Source organism: Aeromicrobium duanguangcaii (genome assembly GCF_024508295.1).
GTDB lineage: Bacteria > Actinomycetota > Actinomycetes > Propionibacteriales > Nocardioidaceae > Aeromicrobium > Aeromicrobium duanguangcaii.
In genome coordinates this window covers 745,476-760,939 of the sequence record NZ_CP101990.1, presented here as the reverse complement: position 1 = coordinate 760,939, position 15,464 = coordinate 745,476, and the positions used below count along the sequence as shown (strand labels likewise).

At 68.9% G+C, this 15,464-nt stretch carries 16 protein-coding genes and 1 pseudogene; 7 read left to right on the top strand and 10 right to left on the bottom strand.

Going from position 1 to position 15,464, the window contains the following annotated elements; genetic code table 11:
• Positions 1–49: 49 nt before the first annotated feature.
• Together NP095_RS03830 and NP095_RS03825 are read right to left on the bottom strand one after the other, a co-directional pair.
• Positions 50–448 (bottom strand): hypothetical protein, encoded by a 399-nt coding sequence (locus NP095_RS03830; RefSeq protein ID WP_232417294.1) that lies wholly within the window; start codon positions 446–448, stop codon positions 50–52.
• Positions 449–460: 12 nt separating this feature from the next.
• Positions 461–1,336, bottom strand: a complete 876-nt coding sequence (locus NP095_RS03825; protein ID WP_232417295.1) for an alpha/beta fold hydrolase — start codon at positions 1,334–1,336, stop codon at positions 461–463.
• A gap of 94 nt (positions 1,337–1,430) precedes the next feature.
• On the opposite strand from NP095_RS03825, the gene NP095_RS03820 reads away from it, so the two are divergent.
• Together NP095_RS03820 and NP095_RS03815 are read left to right on the top strand one after the other, a co-directional pair.
• Positions 1,431–2,261, top strand: a complete 831-nt coding sequence (locus NP095_RS03820; RefSeq protein ID WP_232417296.1) for an alpha/beta fold hydrolase — start codon at positions 1,431–1,433, stop codon at positions 2,259–2,261.
• Positions 2,254–2,829, top strand: coding sequence for a TetR/AcrR family transcriptional regulator (locus NP095_RS03815; RefSeq protein WP_232417297.1), 576 nt, complete (start codon positions 2,254–2,256; stop codon positions 2,827–2,829). Before NP095_RS03820 ends, NP095_RS03815 begins: the two co-directional genes overlap by 8 nt.
• Before the next feature lie 171 nt (positions 2,830–3,000).
• Here NP095_RS03815 and bsh read toward each other — a convergent pair whose 3' ends face one another.
• Complete coding sequence (bsh, locus tag NP095_RS03810; protein ID WP_232417298.1) at positions 3,001–3,951, bottom strand: choloylglycine hydrolase; 951 nt, start codon at positions 3,949–3,951, stop codon at positions 3,001–3,003.
• Between the two features lie 149 nt (positions 3,952–4,100).
• Between bsh and NP095_RS03805 the strand changes: the two genes are divergently transcribed.
• The gene (locus NP095_RS03805) at positions 4,101–6,233 is read left to right on the top strand and encodes an MDR family MFS transporter (RefSeq protein ID WP_256766118.1); all 2,133 of its coding nucleotides are present in this window, start codon (positions 4,101–4,103) and stop codon (positions 6,231–6,233) included.
• Between the two features lie 67 nt (positions 6,234–6,300).
• Here NP095_RS03805 and NP095_RS03800 read toward each other — a convergent pair whose 3' ends face one another.
• Positions 6,301–7,542, bottom strand: coding sequence for an MFS transporter (locus NP095_RS03800; RefSeq protein WP_232417439.1), 1,242 nt, complete (start codon positions 7,540–7,542; stop codon positions 6,301–6,303).
• On the opposite strand from NP095_RS03800, the gene NP095_RS03795 reads away from it, so the two are divergent.
• From NP095_RS03795 to NP095_RS03785, 3 genes are all read left to right on the top strand, one after another.
• Positions 7,481–7,654 carry a hypothetical protein gene (locus NP095_RS03795; protein WP_232417443.1) on the top strand — a complete coding sequence of 58 codons (174 nt, stop codon included), beginning with the start codon at positions 7,481–7,483 and terminating at the stop codon, positions 7,652–7,654. The genes NP095_RS03800 and NP095_RS03795 overlap by 62 nt on opposite strands.
• Positions 7,651–8,238 carry a CGNR zinc finger domain-containing protein gene (locus NP095_RS03790; protein WP_232417300.1) on the top strand — a complete coding sequence of 196 codons (588 nt, stop codon included), beginning with the start codon at positions 7,651–7,653 and terminating at the stop codon, positions 8,236–8,238. Before NP095_RS03795 ends, NP095_RS03790 begins: the two co-directional genes overlap by 4 nt.
• 202 nt (positions 8,239–8,440) lie before the next feature.
• Complete coding sequence (locus NP095_RS03785; RefSeq protein WP_232417301.1) at positions 8,441–9,859, top strand: GntP family permease; 1,419 nt, start codon at positions 8,441–8,443, stop codon at positions 9,857–9,859.
• Between the two features lie 97 nt (positions 9,860–9,956).
• On the opposite strand, the gene NP095_RS03780 is transcribed toward NP095_RS03785, so the two are convergent.
• The 6 genes and pseudogenes from NP095_RS03780 to NP095_RS03755 all read right to left on the bottom strand — a co-directional run bounded on the left by NP095_RS03780 (position 9,957) and on the right by NP095_RS03755 (position 14,178).
• Positions 9,957–10,682, bottom strand: a complete 726-nt coding sequence (locus NP095_RS03780; protein ID WP_232417302.1) for a DinB family protein — start codon at positions 10,680–10,682, stop codon at positions 9,957–9,959.
• 351 nt (positions 10,683–11,033) lie between these two features.
• Positions 11,034–11,141 (bottom strand): annotated as a pseudogene (locus tag NP095_RS15345) (ATP-binding cassette domain-containing protein); the annotation flags it as partial.
• Positions 11,142–11,271: 130 nt separating this feature from the next.
• A complete protein-coding gene (locus NP095_RS03770) occupies positions 11,272–12,891 on the bottom strand; it encodes an ABC-F family ATP-binding cassette domain-containing protein (protein WP_187768899.1) in 1,620 nt (539 codons plus the stop codon).
• An 88-nt stretch (positions 12,892–12,979) separates the two neighbouring features.
• Complete coding sequence (locus tag NP095_RS03765) at positions 12,980–13,336, bottom strand: zinc ribbon domain-containing protein YjdM (protein WP_232417303.1); 357 nt, start codon at positions 13,334–13,336, stop codon at positions 12,980–12,982.
• A 192-nt stretch (positions 13,337–13,528) separates the two neighbouring features.
• Positions 13,529–13,948 carry a type II toxin-antitoxin system VapC family toxin gene (locus tag NP095_RS03760; RefSeq protein WP_232417304.1) on the bottom strand — a complete coding sequence of 140 codons (420 nt, stop codon included), beginning with the start codon at positions 13,946–13,948 and terminating at the stop codon, positions 13,529–13,531.
• The gene (locus NP095_RS03755; protein ID WP_232417305.1) at positions 13,945–14,178 is read right to left on the bottom strand and encodes a FitA-like ribbon-helix-helix domain-containing protein; all 234 of its coding nucleotides are present in this window, start codon (positions 14,176–14,178) and stop codon (positions 13,945–13,947) included. Before NP095_RS03755 ends, NP095_RS03760 begins: the two co-directional genes overlap by 4 nt.
• Positions 14,179–14,535: 357 nt before the next feature.
• On the opposite strand from NP095_RS03755, the gene NP095_RS03750 reads away from it, so the two are divergent.
• A complete protein-coding gene (locus NP095_RS03750; RefSeq protein WP_232417306.1) occupies positions 14,536–15,420 on the top strand; it encodes a tyrosine-type recombinase/integrase in 885 nt (294 codons plus the stop codon).
• The last annotated feature ends 44 nt before the right edge of the window (positions 15,421–15,464 follow it).

The following is a 15,464-nucleotide window of genomic DNA, read 5'->3' as shown; positions in this document are numbered from 1 at the left end:
CCAGGAACCCGCCGAGGAGCCAGTCCGTCGTGCTCACCTCATGTCGTGCTCAGCGACCCATCACGTGGTGGTCGACCCACCGTTCCAGCACGGGGACCAGCAACAACGCGGCGATCCCCGCGAGGATCAGGACGTGAACGACGGCGTTCCACACCCAGGCGCCCGTCGACTCTCCGCCGCGGGCGGCCGCGATGCCATAGGGCACCAGGGCGATCAGGCCCACTGCGGCCGACGCGAGCGTCATCGCCTCCCACCACGGTTGCCGCGCGAACACGGCGACGGTCGCAACGCAGAAGCCGACGATCGTCACGAGGGACAGCAGTCCCGCGAGCCACCAGAGCGCTCCCCCGGTGGCGACCTTCTGGCCGGCGAACGCCGGGGTGGTCCACAGCCACGTGCTGCCCGCGAGCAGCAGCGCGATCGCGCCCATGGTCCGGATGGTCCACATGATCCTCGCCCCCTACCCGTCGATCGTCTCGCTCATGAACGGCGACGAACAGGGCCAGACGGCCCGAAACGGCAGGGAATTCGGGCTCGACCGGGCGGTTCTGGAACGCGCGAGGACCACGCGCTCCAACCAGTCCTTCACGAGCGCGCTGGTGAGAGAGGGTCGATCGAGGTGCACGTTGTGCCCGGCGGCGTCGAGCATCGCGTAGGTGGCCCGGGGGTAGTGCTCCACGCGAGCCCACGCGTCCGCGTATCCGACGACGTGGTCCTGGCGGGCCGTCACGATCAGGGTCGGCGCGGCGAAGGGCTCGGGTGACGCCTCCTCGGGCACGGCGTCCAGCGCGTACCGCTGGGCGATCCGCTCCATCGCGTCCTCGTCGGCGGCAGCCGTTCCCGGCCGGGCGTGCTCGCTGAACGCCCGCGCGTTCTCGGGCGTCTGCACCACGGCCAGCTCTGCGTACTCCTCGCCGTCGTCGCCGAGGCCGGCCACCACGGAGGGGTCCTCCACCAGCACCACCGGGTCGGGCACGGTCCGGCGGTCGTGCTCGGCGACGAACACGCCGGCGATCGCCGCCAGTCCCACCACCCGGTCCCGGTGGTCGTGGGCGATCCGCCGAGCGACCAGGGCGCCGAACGAGTTGCCGAGGATCGCGAAGGGCTCGCCGCCCACCCGGTCGAGGATCTCGGCCTCGACGGCGGCCACGACGTCCTCCGTGCTCGCGACGTCACCCGCGGGACTCTGACCGTGTCCGGGCAGGTCGACGTAGAGCCGCCGCCACGCACCGGCGGCCTCGATCACCGGGTCCAGCGGCAACAGCAGCCGGTGGTCGACCCCGAACCCGTGCAGCAGGACGAGCGGTGTTCCGGTGCCTCGTTCGATCACGTGCATCGGGCCACGATAACGAGTTCATGACCGCCCCTCGACAACCATGGCTAAGTGCCGTAGCGTTCTGGCTAACACCATTAGCCACCTGGAGGACGCCATGTCCGAACACCTGACCGTCGACGGCGGCACCATCGCGTACGAGGTCACCGGATCGGGACCGCTGGTCGTCCTGTCCCACGGCATCGGCGACAGCCGCGAGGCCTTCCGCTTCGTCACCCCGGCGCTCGTGGAGGCCGGCTACCGGGTGGCGGCCGTCGACCTGCGCGGCTCCGGGGAGTCCAGCGCCGACTGGCCCTCGTACAGCCGGACGGACATCGCCGGCGACCTGACCGCGGTCATCGAGCACCTCGGCGGGCCCGCCGTCCTGGTCGGCCACTCGATCTCCGGTGGCGCCGCCACGATCGCCGCGGCGAAGGCCCCGTCGCTGGTCAGCGCCGTGGTGGAGCTGGCGCCGTTCACCCGCAAGCAGCAGATGTCCTTGAAGGACCTGCGCGTGACCCGCTTCCGCCGCGGGATGCTCCACCTGCTCGGCACCGCCGTCCTGGGCAGCAGGAGCCAGTGGCGCAAGTACCTCGAGGTGGCCTACCCCGGCCCACGGCCCACGGACTGGGAGGAGCGGCTCGACCGCATCGATGCGATGCTGCGCGAGCCGGGCCGGATGAAGGCGCTCCAGGCGATGGGAAAGACCACGCCGGCCGACGCCGGGGCCCAGCTGCCCCACGTCCAGTCCCCCGTGCTCATCGTGGAGGGGACGCTCGACCCCGACTGGGCCTCGCCGCAGGCCGAGGGCGAGGCCATCGTGGCCGCGCTGCCGCCCGGCATCGGCCGACTGGAGATGATCGCCGGCGCCGGCCACTACCCGCACGTACAGTTCCCGTCCGAGCTCGTCGACCTGATGCTGCCCTTCCTGAAGTCCGCGCGTGCCTAGGGCAGGGCTGACGTCGGACGCCGTGACCGAGGCCGGAGCCGAGCTCGCCGACGAGGTCGGCCTCGCGGGACTGACCATGGCCCGGCTCGCCGCGCGGCTCGACGTCCGGACGCCGTCCCTCTACAAGCACGTCGCCGGTCTCGACGACCTGAACCGCCGGATCGCGGCGCTCGCCCTCGCCGAGGCGGCCGACGCGATCGGCGTGGCCACACAGGGCTACGCGGGCCGCGATGCGCTCGCCGCCGCGGGGCGGGCGTTCCGTGCCTACGTGCTGGCCCACCCGGGGCGGTATGCCGCCAGCATCGGCATCGAGCCGACCGGCCCCGACGACCCGATCGGCGTCGCCGGGGCCCGCCTGCTCGACTCCTTCACCTGCATCCTGCACGGCTACGAGATCGCACCCGGCGACATGGACCACGCGCTGCGCTCGCTGCGCAGTGCCTTCCACGGTTTCGCCACCTTGCAGTCGGCGCACGGATTCCAGTGGTCGACGGAGATCGACGAGAGCTTCGAGTGGCTCATCGACCTGCTCGACCGGGGCCTGTGCGGGTGGGCTCCCGGTCGCTGAGCGCCGCCGTTCTCGTCAGCGCATCGCCACCAGGATCACGGCGCTGAGGACGCTCGCGCCGATGAAGAACGGGGCGTGGTCCGACCGGACCGACACCGATTGTGACGTCCTGATCGCCGTCGGCCCAGCGCGCCGTCCGGGCGTCAGCGCCCTCGGCCTGAGACGGACCCGTCAGACGATGACGAGCTTGCTCCCGTCGGGCTCGTGGTCGGCCAACGCCACACTCTGGATCGCGGGGTCGTCGTAGGTGTTCCAGTAGTACGTCCCGGTCCGCCCCGAGAAGAGCCCGGTGTAGATCGTCTTCTCGAACTCGCCGGAGCCCCCCATGGCCGCACTGCCGTCCACCATCGCCACCTGCTGGAGCGTGTGGAACGCCCGGCTGACGTTCTCCTCCTCGGTGGTCTTGTCCGGGTAGTGGGAGTTGACGTAGGCCGCGCGCACGAATCGTGACGGCGAGTAGTAGTCACCGGGGACGCCGCGCATGCGCGAGCCGGAGCCGAACGCCGCCAGGTGTGCGCGTCCGACGACGACGTCCTCGAGGAACTCCGGGCCCACGTTCAGGTAGTTGCGCAGGTTCTCGTGGTGCCACCCGAAGCCCGGCTGGTTCGCCAGGACGTCGACGTCGTCCTCGAAGACCTGCATGCCCTCGCTGGTGTACTCGACCACGATGGCGCGCGTCGCGTCGCCGATGATCCAGTGCAGCAGCGAGCTCGGGTACGTGTCGTTGATCGGCTTGTCGACGATCGCCACGTCACCGAGGGCGGTCTCGACCTCGTCGACGCTGGTGAACTGCGAGGCCACCCACAGCGGGAACTCGAAGGCGGCCACATTCGTCTTGCCGTCGACCGGCTCCGGCGCGTAGCTCGCGTAGCCGGGGAAGTTCAGGCCGGCCACCGCCAGGCCAGCATCGTTGCCGCAGTCGAAGTACAGCGGCGTGTCCTCCTCGACGATCCCCATGCCGATGACGGCATGCCGGATGCTCGGGACCGCCCCGAACGGCGACTTTGTCTCATAGCCGGTGGGCGTCACCACCACCCGCTCGCCGTAGCCGACCGTCCAGTCGAGATTGCGGGCCAGATAGAGATGCCCGTTCCCGTCGGAGAATCTGATGCTCGTGCACATGTGTCGCCCCCCTGTCGGCGAAGCCACGACGTTCGTGCATCCGGTTGCCGCGGCCCCGCTCCCGTACGCCTCGGCCCGAACGGGCCCGGCTGCTTGTCCTTTCAGGCTAGCTCCGCTGGAGTGCCCCGCAATACCTGTGGAAGCCGAGAGTGGGCAGCTGCGGGCGTGAACGCGCGTTGCGCAACGCACTGGGGTGTACTGAGGGTGTCCCCTCTCGGAGGAGGAGAGCCTTGTCAGCCATCGCCACCACACCGGCGCCCGCGCCGGTTGCCACACGGGCGCTCACCGGCTGGCGCCGGATCGCCGCCTTCGCGACCATCGGCATGGGCATGCTGCTGGCCGCGCTCGACGCGACGATCGTGTCCACGGCGCTGCCGACCATCGTCGGCGACCTCGGCGGCGGCACGCACGTGTCCTGGGTGGTCACGTCCTACCTGCTCGCCCAGACCACGGTCACCGTGCTGGCCGGGAAGCTCGGCGACCAGTTCGGCCGCAAGCTCGTCTTCCAGCTCAGCGTCATCATCTTCATCGCGGGCTCGGCGTTGTGCGGCCTCGCCGACGGCATGGTCTGGTTGATCGGCTCCCGGGCGCTGCAGGGGATCGGCGCGGGCGGGCTCACCGTCACGGCCACCGCCCTCATCGCCGACATCATCCCGCTGCGCGAGCGCGGGAAATTCCAGGGCGCGCTCGGCGCCGTCTTCGGCCTCGCAACCGTCATCGGACCGCTGGTGGGCGGGCTGCTGACCGACAACGCCAGCTGGCGCTGGTGCTTCTACGTCAACGTCCCACTGGCCGCCATCGTGGTCGTCGCCGCACGCTGGACCATCCCCCGGGTGCCCCGCGGAGCCAAGCCGCGCATCGACTACCTCGGCATGGCCGCGGTCGCCGTGGGTGCCTCGATGCTGATCCTGGCGACCAGCTTCGGTGGCACGACGTACGCGTGGGGCTCGTGGCAGATCATCGGCCTCCTGGTCGGTGGCGTCGCGGTCCTCGGCGTCTTCGTGCTCATCGAGCGGCGGGCGGCGGATCCGATCCTGCCGCCGCGCCTGTTCGGCGCCAAGGTCTTCACCGCCTGCTGCGCGCTGAGCTTCGTCGTCGGTTTCACGATGCTCGGCGCGATGACGTTCCTGCCCACGTTCTTCCAGTACGTCGAGGGCATCTCCGCGACGGAGTCCGGGTTCCGCCTGCTGCCGCTGGTGGTGGGGCTGCTGATCACCTCGGTCACCGCCGGCAACCTCGTCAGCAAGACCGGTCGCTACAAGGTCTTCCCGGTCGTCGGCAGCCTGGTGATGGCTCTGGGTCTCTTCCTGCTCTCGCGGATGGATCCGTCGACCCCGCTCGCCGTCTCCTCGCTGTACCTGTTCGTCCTGGGACTCGGCATCGGCATGAGCATGCAGGTGCTCACGATCGTCGTGCAGGGCTCGGCCCAGTACAGCGACCTCGGAGTCGCCACCTCCGGCGTCACGTTCTTCCGCACCATGGGCAGCGCCTTCGGCGCGGCGATCTTCGGGACCCTCTACGGCAACTTCCTCCAGAGCCGACTGCCCGACGCCATCGCCAAGGCACCCAGCGTCACGCCCGCCGACCGCGCGACGCCGGAAGCGCTGCATGCACTCCCCGAGCGGGTGATCGCGCCGATCGTCGACGCCTACTCCGAGGCGCTGACCCACGTGTTCCTGTGGGCGGTCCCGGTCGCCGTGATCGCCTTCGTCCTGGCGCTCGTGCTGCCGCAGGTCAAGCTCGCCGACACCGTGGCCGGCGCCGCCCCGGATCTCGGCGCCGGATTCGGTGCCCCAGACTCGCCGGCCAACGAGGAGGTGCTGTCCCGGCGGATCACGAACCTGCTCTACGGTCGGCACCGCGACCGGGTGCTGGACCTCCTGCAGTCCGGTGAGGAGGATCTCGATGCGGCCGGGCTCTGGGCGGTCGTCCAGGTCCACGGGCTCACCGCCGCCGGTCATCACGCCGACGTCGGTCAGATTGCGCGGTCCCGCAACCTGCCGACCGCGGTGCTCGAGCCGCCCTTCCGCCGGGTCATCTCCGCCGGGTACGTCGAGGGCGACCTCGACGACCTGACCCTGACCGCCCGGGGCAGGGGCGCGGTAGACCGGCTGCGAGATGACCTCGTGGCGTGGATCACGGACCATCTCGAGGGGACGAGCGACAACTCACCCGAGGTGATCGGCACCGCGATCGCGTCCGTGGTCCGGCGCGTCGTGGTCGAGCGGGCGGAGGCGGACATCTCGCCGGCCGAGGAGCCCCTGGTCGGCGCCGGCCGGTGACCCGGCGCCGGCAGTCTGGGCGCGAAAACGCTCGGGTCGGGATCGTGGCTGACCGCGCGTTGCTCGCTCAGGAGCCGCTCCGCGACGACGGTGGATGTGCCTCCTCGATCCGGCGCAACCGCGGCACCGGCGAGATCGCGACCCACAGCGTCGCGGCCGCCATCCCCGCGGCGCCGATCAGCATGGTGCCCTGGCCCCCGATACGCGCGGCGGCCAGTCCTCCGACGGCTGCGCCTACCGGAATCGCCCCCCAGGAGATCAGTCGGTAGGCAGCATTGACTCGGCCGCGCAACTCCTCGGGAAGGGTGGTCTGGCGAAGGCTGACCGCGTGCACGTTCGCGATGCCTGAGCCGAGACCGACCAGGGTGAACAATGCGCACAGGACGACCACCGGGCCCACTGCGGCCCGGTCCGCCAGGGCCGCCGCCAGGGGTGCGGTGTTCCCGACCGCCATGGTCAGGAGCAGGACTCGGCCGTAACCGAAGCGCTCGGTCGCACGGGCGCCGAACCATGCGCCGAGGAATGATCCCAACCCACCGGCGGTGAAGACCAGACCGGTCGCGAAGGCACCGAGGTCGAGATCGCGAAGTGTCCACAGCAGCAGTCCGATGATGAACAGCTCGTTGAAGAGGTTGAAGGTGGCTGCCTCACCGAGCAGGGCTCTGATGTAGCGGTTGGTGAAGGCGTGCCGCAGGCCCTCGAGGATCTCCTGTCGTGCCGGTCGCCGTGGTTCCTCCAGCGACTCCTCTGGCGGCGAGTCGAGTTGGCCCACCTTGATGCGTCGCAGGCTGAGTGCCGAGAGACCGAAGGTGACGGCGGTGAGTGCGATGGCGGCGGGTGCGGTGACGGCCTGCACGAGCAGCCCGCCCAGGCCTCGGCCGGCGATCTCGCTCGCGGAGGACGTCGCGGCGATCTTGCCGTTCGCATCGACCAACTGATGGGCCCCGACCACGCTGGGCAGGAAAGCGAAGTCGGCGACCTGGTACAGCACCGTGAGGGTCCCGATGGCGAAGACGAGCGGGTAGAACAGGGCGACGTTGGACACTCCGGCCCAGACCAGGAGCGGGAGTGCCGCGAAGAGCACGAAGCGCCCCGCGTCGGCGCCGACAAGCAATGACAAACGCCGGCCCCGCCACCGGTCGACGAGGACGCCGAGGGGAAGTGTCACCAGCAGGAACGGCAAGAACTGCGCCGCGCGCAGCCAGCCGACCTCCGTCGCGCTCGCCGACAACGTGAGGATCACCAGCATGGGCATGGCGATCTCGGCGACCTCAGATCCAAGGGAGGAGGCCGCAGACGCCGTCCACAGCCGCCGGAAGTTCGGAACGGACCACGCCGTGGACGATGACGTAACTGGTGTCATGCATACAGAGGTTATCATAACCGTGATTCGAGCGGCACTGGTTAAACTGACGCTGTGACGGCATCGGCATCGGCTCCAGCAGCACCCGCCCCCCTCGAAGTGGTGCGTCAGTTCGTCAACACCTGCGACCTGGAGGCGGGGACCGAACAACTGTCGACACCGGAAGCCTTGGCTCGTTGGCTACGCGGGGCCTCGCTCAGCCGGACAGCCATCGACGCCGACGAACACGACCTGAGGCATGCCGTCGATCTGCGCGAGGCGCTCAGAGAGGCCCTGACGGCCAACGACTCGGACGCATCGGTTCCGCCTGAGGCAGTCATGACGATCAACGCCGCCGCCGAGCGGGCCGGTCTCGGTCTCGCGCTCACCCCGGACGCGACGTGGACCCCGCGTCCTCGGGCGCACGGGATCGACGAAGCACTCGGCGCCCTTCTCGCGATCGTCGTTCAAGCCGCCGGCGACGGCACCTGGGGGCGCCTCAAGGTCTGCAAGAACGACGCCTGCCGCTGGGCCTTCTACGACCACTCCCGAGCCCGTACCGGCAAGTGGTGCTCCATGCAGTTGTGCGGCAACCGAGCCAAGCAGCAGGCTTGGCGAGAGCGGCACGACAAGGAGCCTCGAAGCACTCGACCAACGAGGTAGCCGTAACCCCGTCTTCGGGTCTGACGTTCCCTGCGCTCACTCATTCGTCCGGTGCACCTCGGCCCGATGGGTCGTCCGGCTGGTCGTCCATTCAGGACGACTCCGAAGGAACTTCCCGCAATACCTGGCGAGAGTCACCGTGGGGATGGTCAAGTCGAATCGAGCAGGATAGACAGGAAGTCCCTGACGAACGAGGGTCATCATGGTTGCCGTCCACACTGCCATCGCCATCGTCCTGGTGATCGCGCTCATCATCAAGGTGCGTGTCGACCCGGTGATCTCGCTGGTCCTGGGCTCGCTCTATCTCGGACTCGCCGCCGGGGTGGGATTCGCCGGAACGGTCGAGGCCATCACCGTCGGCTTCGGCGGCATCATGGCCGAAGTCGGGCTCCTGATCGGCTTCGGCGTGCTGATCGGGGCGCTGCTGCACTCCACCGGCGCCTTCCGCAGACTGGTCGGCCTGCTCGTGCAGAGGGTCGGAGCCGGGCGGGTGCCGTACGCGCTGACCTCGCTCCTGGCCGTGGTGATGCCGTCGATCTACGTCGACGTGCAGGTGGTCCTGGCTGCGCCCGTGGCGCGCAGCGCCGCCCCGTTCATGGGGCGGACGGGCCTGCCTGTCATGGCGTCCGCGCTCGGGGGCGGCATCTTCGCCGGCTACGTCTTCGTGATCCCCGGCCTCGCCGCGATCTCCATCGCGGGACTGCTCGACATCCAGCTCGGCGCCTGGCTCCTCTACGGACTGGCCATCGGTCTCGTCGCCGCGCTCGTCGCAACGATGCTGATGCGGCTTCTGTACAGCGTCGGCTTCTGGGACCCCGAGACCGACGAGGAGGTGGACGAGGCGATGGCCGAGCAGGAGGCCGCCGACGCGGCGCAGCGCGCCCGCGAGGGGGTCTCGGCGCACGAGGCGATGTCACGCGCCGAGGACCAGGCACGCCAGATCGAGCAGGACGAGGGCGTACGCCGACTGCCGCTGACCGTGCTGCTGCTCCCGATCCTCGTGCCGCTGGTCCTGATCGCCTTCGGCGCCTTCGCCGAGCTCGGCGGCTGGTCCACCCCGTTCATCGCCTTCCTTGGCGATGCCAACCTGGCGCTCTTCCTCGGACTCCTCGGGGCGTACCTGCTCAGCCGGGTGTCGGCGGGGGTGGAGCGCACCGGCACGGCGATGACCGCCGGATTCCACACCACCGGAGAGATCCTGCTGATCACCGGCGTCGGCGGTTCGCTCGGCGCCGTGATCGAGGCGACCGGCCTCGATTCCGTGCTGGGCGACCTCTTCCAGGCCGACGAGGGCGCACCGGTGATCCTGAGCATCCTGCTCGCGTGGTTCATCGCGGCCGTGCTGCACCTGGCGATCGGCTCGGTGTCGGTCGCGGCGATCACCGCTGCCGGCATCATCGGGCCGATCCTGGACTCACTGACGGTCTCGCCGATCGTGATCGGTCTGGCGATCGCATCGGGGGCCATGTTCGCGCTCCAGGTCAACAGCAACTTCTTCTGGATGTTCAAGTCCCTGCTCGGCCTCTCGACCAAGGGCACCTTGAAGACCCTGACACTGGTCACGTCGGTCGCGTCGATCGTGTCGCTGCCCCTGGTCATGGCGGCCGCGCTGATCACCTGAGCCACACCGACCGCTCGGGCCGAGTCTTCACTCACGCCAAGGGTTGCCGACGTCAACACGTGCGCCGGAGAACCTGTTGCTCGTGGACATGAGCGCCTCAGGTCAGCGCAGCCAGGTCGCGCCGGACGTACCGCAGGTGCGCCCACTCCTCTTCGAGGATCACGCGGATGCAGTCCCCCACAGTGGGACGCCAGTCGCTCCCCCACGGGTCGTTCCGCTCCTCGTCGAGCTGCTCCTGCGTCACCGTGGCGAGGAAGTCGGTGACCATCTGCTGACGCTCCGCGCGCACGGCGAGGACCTCGTCGAACGGCACGTCGGCACGGAAGATCGAGACGTCGAATCCCATCTGCTCGGCGCCGGTGAAGGCCAGGCCGTTCTCGTGGAACGGCTCGGAGATCCCCAGGATCGCGCCGCGCAGCCACGCATCGGTCGCCAGGACCAGGTGGCGCAACGTCTGAGCCAGCGACCACTCGTCCTCGACGTGGGCCTCGATGAGCTCGGGGGGCGTGTCATCGAGCGTCTGCTGCCAGGCCGCCTGCACCGCGACCCACCCGTCGCGCAAGCCTTCGGGTGTTCGAGCGTTCTGAAGCTCACGCCCGGGGAACCTGCGGTTGAGCTCGGCCTCCACCAGCGGCACGACGTCGACGCCGTTGACGATGAGCCGACCGAAGGCCAGGTCGTGACCGTCGATGTCGAGCCCGTCGAGCTGGGCCCCGCGGATCGTCACCTCGCTGACGTCGCAGAAGCGCAGAGTGGCACCCTTGAAGCTCGCCGCGACGAACGTGGCGCCCTCGAACTCATCCGTGTCGACGAATCGCGTCATCCCTCATCATCGGCACCGGGCGCGGGTCCTGGCAAGGGCCGATTCAGACGTTGAAGCGGAACAAAGATCCGTGTTTTCGGCAGGTGCTTGACGTGATTGACTACTGGCTAATACGGCTGGAATCCCAGTCCAGAACGAGCATCGAACATCGTTGGGAACAAGGTGCGAAAGTCGACCGGAAACGAACTTCTTGCGGACTGTTTGCGGACCGCAGGCCCGCACGGCACCACCACCGACGGTGCGGACGACGGCATCGCTGGCGTCCAGCGCGGCACATTCCGGGGTCAGCTGAAAACCGCGCCACCACTGCCCAGTTTCCGCGATCTTCGATGCTCAGGACGTCAACCCTCGCGTGCCGGCCTGCGGCTCCAGCTCTGCGGCCAGGATGCGCAACAAGGTCGACTTCCCGGCCCCGTTGACACCCACCACGCCGACGACGTCGCCGGGCGCGACCGTCAGGTCGAGGTCGTCGAAGAGCGTCCGGTGCGCGTGGCCACCGGCAAGTCCGGTGGCGACGAGTGTTTCGGTCATACGTGGTCCTCTGGGAGTGAGGGTGCGCGTGGGCAGCGGTTCCGGACAGTCCAGTGTCTCAGCGGTCGCGCTGCACGCGTCCCTCGTCCCACACGGGCTCCGAGCTCTCGCGCACCACTCCATCGGCCCCGAAGATCAGGAATCGGTCGAAGGTCTTGGCGAACCAACGGTCGTGGGTCACGGCCAGGACGGTGCCCTCGTACGACTCGAGCGCGGCCTGCAGCGCCTCGGCCGACTCCAGGTCGAGGTTGTCGGTGGGCTCGTCGAGCAGCAGCGACGTCGCTCCGCCGAGCTCGAGGCGCAGGATCTGCACCCGCGCCTTCTGCCCGCCCGAGAGCCGTTCGTACGTGGTCTCGGCCTGCTGCTCGAGCTCGTAGCGTCGCAGTGACGACATCGCCGGCCCGCGCTGCAGTGCATGTTCGGCCCACAGGATGTCCAGCAGCGTGCGGCCGTCGAGCTCGGGGTAGGCGTGAGTCTGCGCGAAGTGACCCGGCACGACCCGCGCGCCGAGCTTCCAAGCGCCCGAGTGGTCGACCGGCTGACCCGCCAGCAGGCGCAGGAAGTGTGACTTCCCGGAGCCGTTCGAGCCGAGCACGGCCACCCGCTCGCCCTGGAACACCTCGAGGTCGAACGGCGCCATCAGGCCCGTCAACTCCAGCTGTTCGATGGTGATCGCCCGCACGCCGGTGCGACCGCCCTTCAGGCGCATCGTGATGTCCTGCTCGCGCGGTGGCTCAGGGGGCGGCCCGATCTCCTCGAACTTCCTCAGCCGGGTCTGCGCCGCGGAGTACCGCGACGCCATCGCATGGCTGACGGCGGCAGCCTGCTGCAGGGTCACCACCAACTTCTTCAACCGCGCGTGCTGCTCGTCCCAGCGCTTGCGCAGCTCCTCGAACCGCGCGAATCGCTGTGTGCGGGCCTCGTGGAAGGACGCGAACCCGCCTCCGTGCACCCACACGTCCGCTCCGGCCGGCGACGGCTCGACCGAGAGGATCTTGTCAGCGGCCTCCGACAGCAACTCGCGATCGTGCGAGACCAGAAGCACGGTCTTGCGGGTCTCGCGCAACTGCTGCTCCAGCCAGCGCTTGGAGGGGACGTCGAGGTAGTTGTCGGGCTCGTCGAGCAGCAGCACCTCGGCCGGTCCGCGCAGCAACGCCTCCAGCACGACCCGCTTCTGCTCACCGCCCGACAGCGTCACGGCCTCACGGTCCATGACGGAGTAGTACGAGGCACCCAGCGCAGCGATCGTGCACATGTCCCAGGTGTTCTCGTAGTCGTAACCCTCGGCCTCGGCCCAGTCCGAGAGTGCTTGGGCGTAAGCCATCTGAGTCGCCTCGTCATCGTTCGAGGCCAGCGCGGCCTCGGCGGCGTCGACCGCTCGCGCTGCGTTGCGGATCCGGTCGGGCGCCACACTCACGAGCAGGTCACGCACCGACGACCCGTCGCGAACCGTTCCGACGAACTGCGGCATCACGGCCAGACCACCGGAGACGTTCACGGTGCCCGCGTCGGGCGGCAAGGAGCCGTCGATCAGCCTGAGCAGCGTCGACTTGCCGGCGCCGTTCGGGCCGACCAGCGCCACGACGGACCCCTCCCCCACCCGGAACGACACGTCACCGAGCAGCAACCGCCCGTCCGGCAGGACGTATTCCAGGTGTGCGACGTCGACGTGACCCATGACAGAAGCCTGTCAGGACGGGGTCACCGTTCAGCCCAGGGGTCTGCGGGCATCAAGCCTGACGGGCGCCGCGAGCGAAGCGTGGTCCTCAGAGGACCTTCTTCACCACGCTCGACTTCAGCTGCATCGGTCCGAAGCCCGGAACCTTGGCGTCGATGTCGTGATCGCCGACGCCGTCGGTGATCAGCCGGATGCCGCGCACCTTCGTGCCGACCTTGACGACTCCCCCGCCGGCGCCCTTGACCTTGAGGTCCTTCGCGATGGTGACCGTGTCGCCGTCCTCGAGGACGTTGCCGACGGAGTCCTTGAAGACCCGCTCGGTCTCCCGAGGCTCATCCGCGATCGGCGACCACTCATGGGCGCACATCGGGCACGTCAGCAGAGCACCCGACTCATACGTGTAGTCCTCGCCGCACTCGGGGCAAGGAGGCAGAGCGTCAGACATCGAAGCTGAACAAAGATCCGCGTTTTCGACACTTGTTTGACGCGATTGACGAATCGGCTGCAAACACTGGAATACCAGCCCGGAACGGGCATCGAACCCTGTTGGGAAAGGGTGAAAGTCGACCGGAAATGAGCTTCTTGCGGACTATTTTCGGACCCCAGGCGTCCTGAGTCGGCCGCCCGGGCCGAGCCTTCACTCACGCCAAGGGTTGGCGACGTCAACGCCGGTGGCCTCGAAGTCCTTCACGTTCCGGGTGGCGCAAATCGCCCGGTTCACGCGGCAGATCGCGGCAATCTGGGCATCGACCATGCTGATCGGCAGCCCGGCGCGCTCGCGCGAGACGACCACCTCGGCGTACTCAGCGGCAGCATCCTCGTCGAAGGCAAGCAGTGAACGCGTGTCCCGGTACGGCTGGATCGCGGCATGGATCGCTGCCGCGAGATCCGTCGTGCGTCGACCCTCCGGGAGCCTGTGGACTCCGGCGAGTAGCTCCGCAAGCGTGATCGAGGTGATGGCGACGTCGTCGGTGAGCGACTCGAGCCACGCCAGCACGCGCGGCTCAGGCTGTGGACGGAAGATCTCCGAGATGACGTTCGTGTCGAGCACGATCATCCGAAGTCCACCCCGCGAGCCGCATCAGCGCGGTCAGGGATCGCAAGATCCTCAACGCCCCCGACTGCACGAGCGACCTCCAGGAGGGCGAGCCCGACATGGGGACGCGACGCCGCACGCGTGAGGATGTCCCGCACCTCGGCCTCCATCGACCGGCCGTGCTCTTCGGCCTGTGCGGCGAGCCGCTGCTTCACCGAATCATCGAGCCCTCTGACGATGATGGACGCCATGACGAGCACCTCCCTTCGTCGATATCACCGATGATATCACCGCAGAGAGAGACTGGTATCGAAGGAATCCGTCCACGGGTCGCGCGGCTCGGGGTCAGCCCGCACGCAGGTAGCGGCCGAGGGCCTCGTGCTGCCCCGACCCGTCGGTCGACAGGGTGAACGCCTCGCTCTCGCGACGACACGGGCAAGGAACACTCTCGACACTTCGACCGGAAGATCGACGCGCAGCTGTGGCTCGACAGCGTCACAGCTGCCGTAGTCGGCGGAACCTACGCTGACCCCGGGGGGCGCAGGCCGCGTGCGTTCTTCGGAGAGTAGTCAGCTCGGCAGATCTGGGCGCCCGGGACGGTACTCGCGATGTCGTTGGCGGCGCGCTCAGTCCCGTTCGCCGCCAAACCGATGAAGCAGATTCGCCACTCGGAGATCGAGACCTGGATCAAGTCGATGGACGCGGCCGGGCTCGCACCCGGCACGATCAAGACCCGCTACGTCAACGTCCGCTCGGTGTTCCGCGCCGCGGTCAAGGACCGGGTCATCGGCTCAGATCCGACCGACGGTGTCCGACTCCCCCGAGGCCGACGCGCTGACGCGGCCATGTCGATCCCGACCCCGGAGGAGGTCGGTCAACTCGTCGCAGTGTCGGAACAAGCGTTCCAGCCGTTCGTCGCGCTCTGTGCCTTCGCGGGCCTCCGGCTCGGCGAGGCTGCTGGTGTCCAACTCGGCGACATCGACTTCCTCCGCAAGACCCTCAAGGTCACCCGGCAGGTCCAACGGATCAACCGAGGTGCCGTCACCATTCGGCCGCCGAAGTACGGCTCGGAGCGCGTCGTCTACCTCGCCGACAGCCTCATCGACATCCTCGCCGAGCACGTTCGCACGCACGGAACGACGGGCGACGCGCGGTGGCTTTTCGCCGGCGAGGGCGGCGACCCGCCCCACCAGAACACCGTCGGCTACTGGTGGCGCCTCACCCTCCGCGACGCCGAACTCACGGGGATCAAACTCCACGACCTGCGCCACTTCTACGCGTCAGGCCTCATCGCCTCCGGCTGCGACGTCGTGACCGTTCAGCGTTCCTTGGGCCACGCCAAAGCGACGACGACTCTGAACACCTACGCCCACCTCTGGCCAACCGCCGAGGACCGGACCAGGGCCGCTGCGGAGTCGATCATGGAAGCCGCGCTAGGCACCGCCCAAGTCGCCAGCGACACCCTGACGGGAGGAAGCGACGGTGCAGTCTGAGTGCTGGGCTCGCGCTGCATGGCCCAGAATGTCGCTCAGTCCGG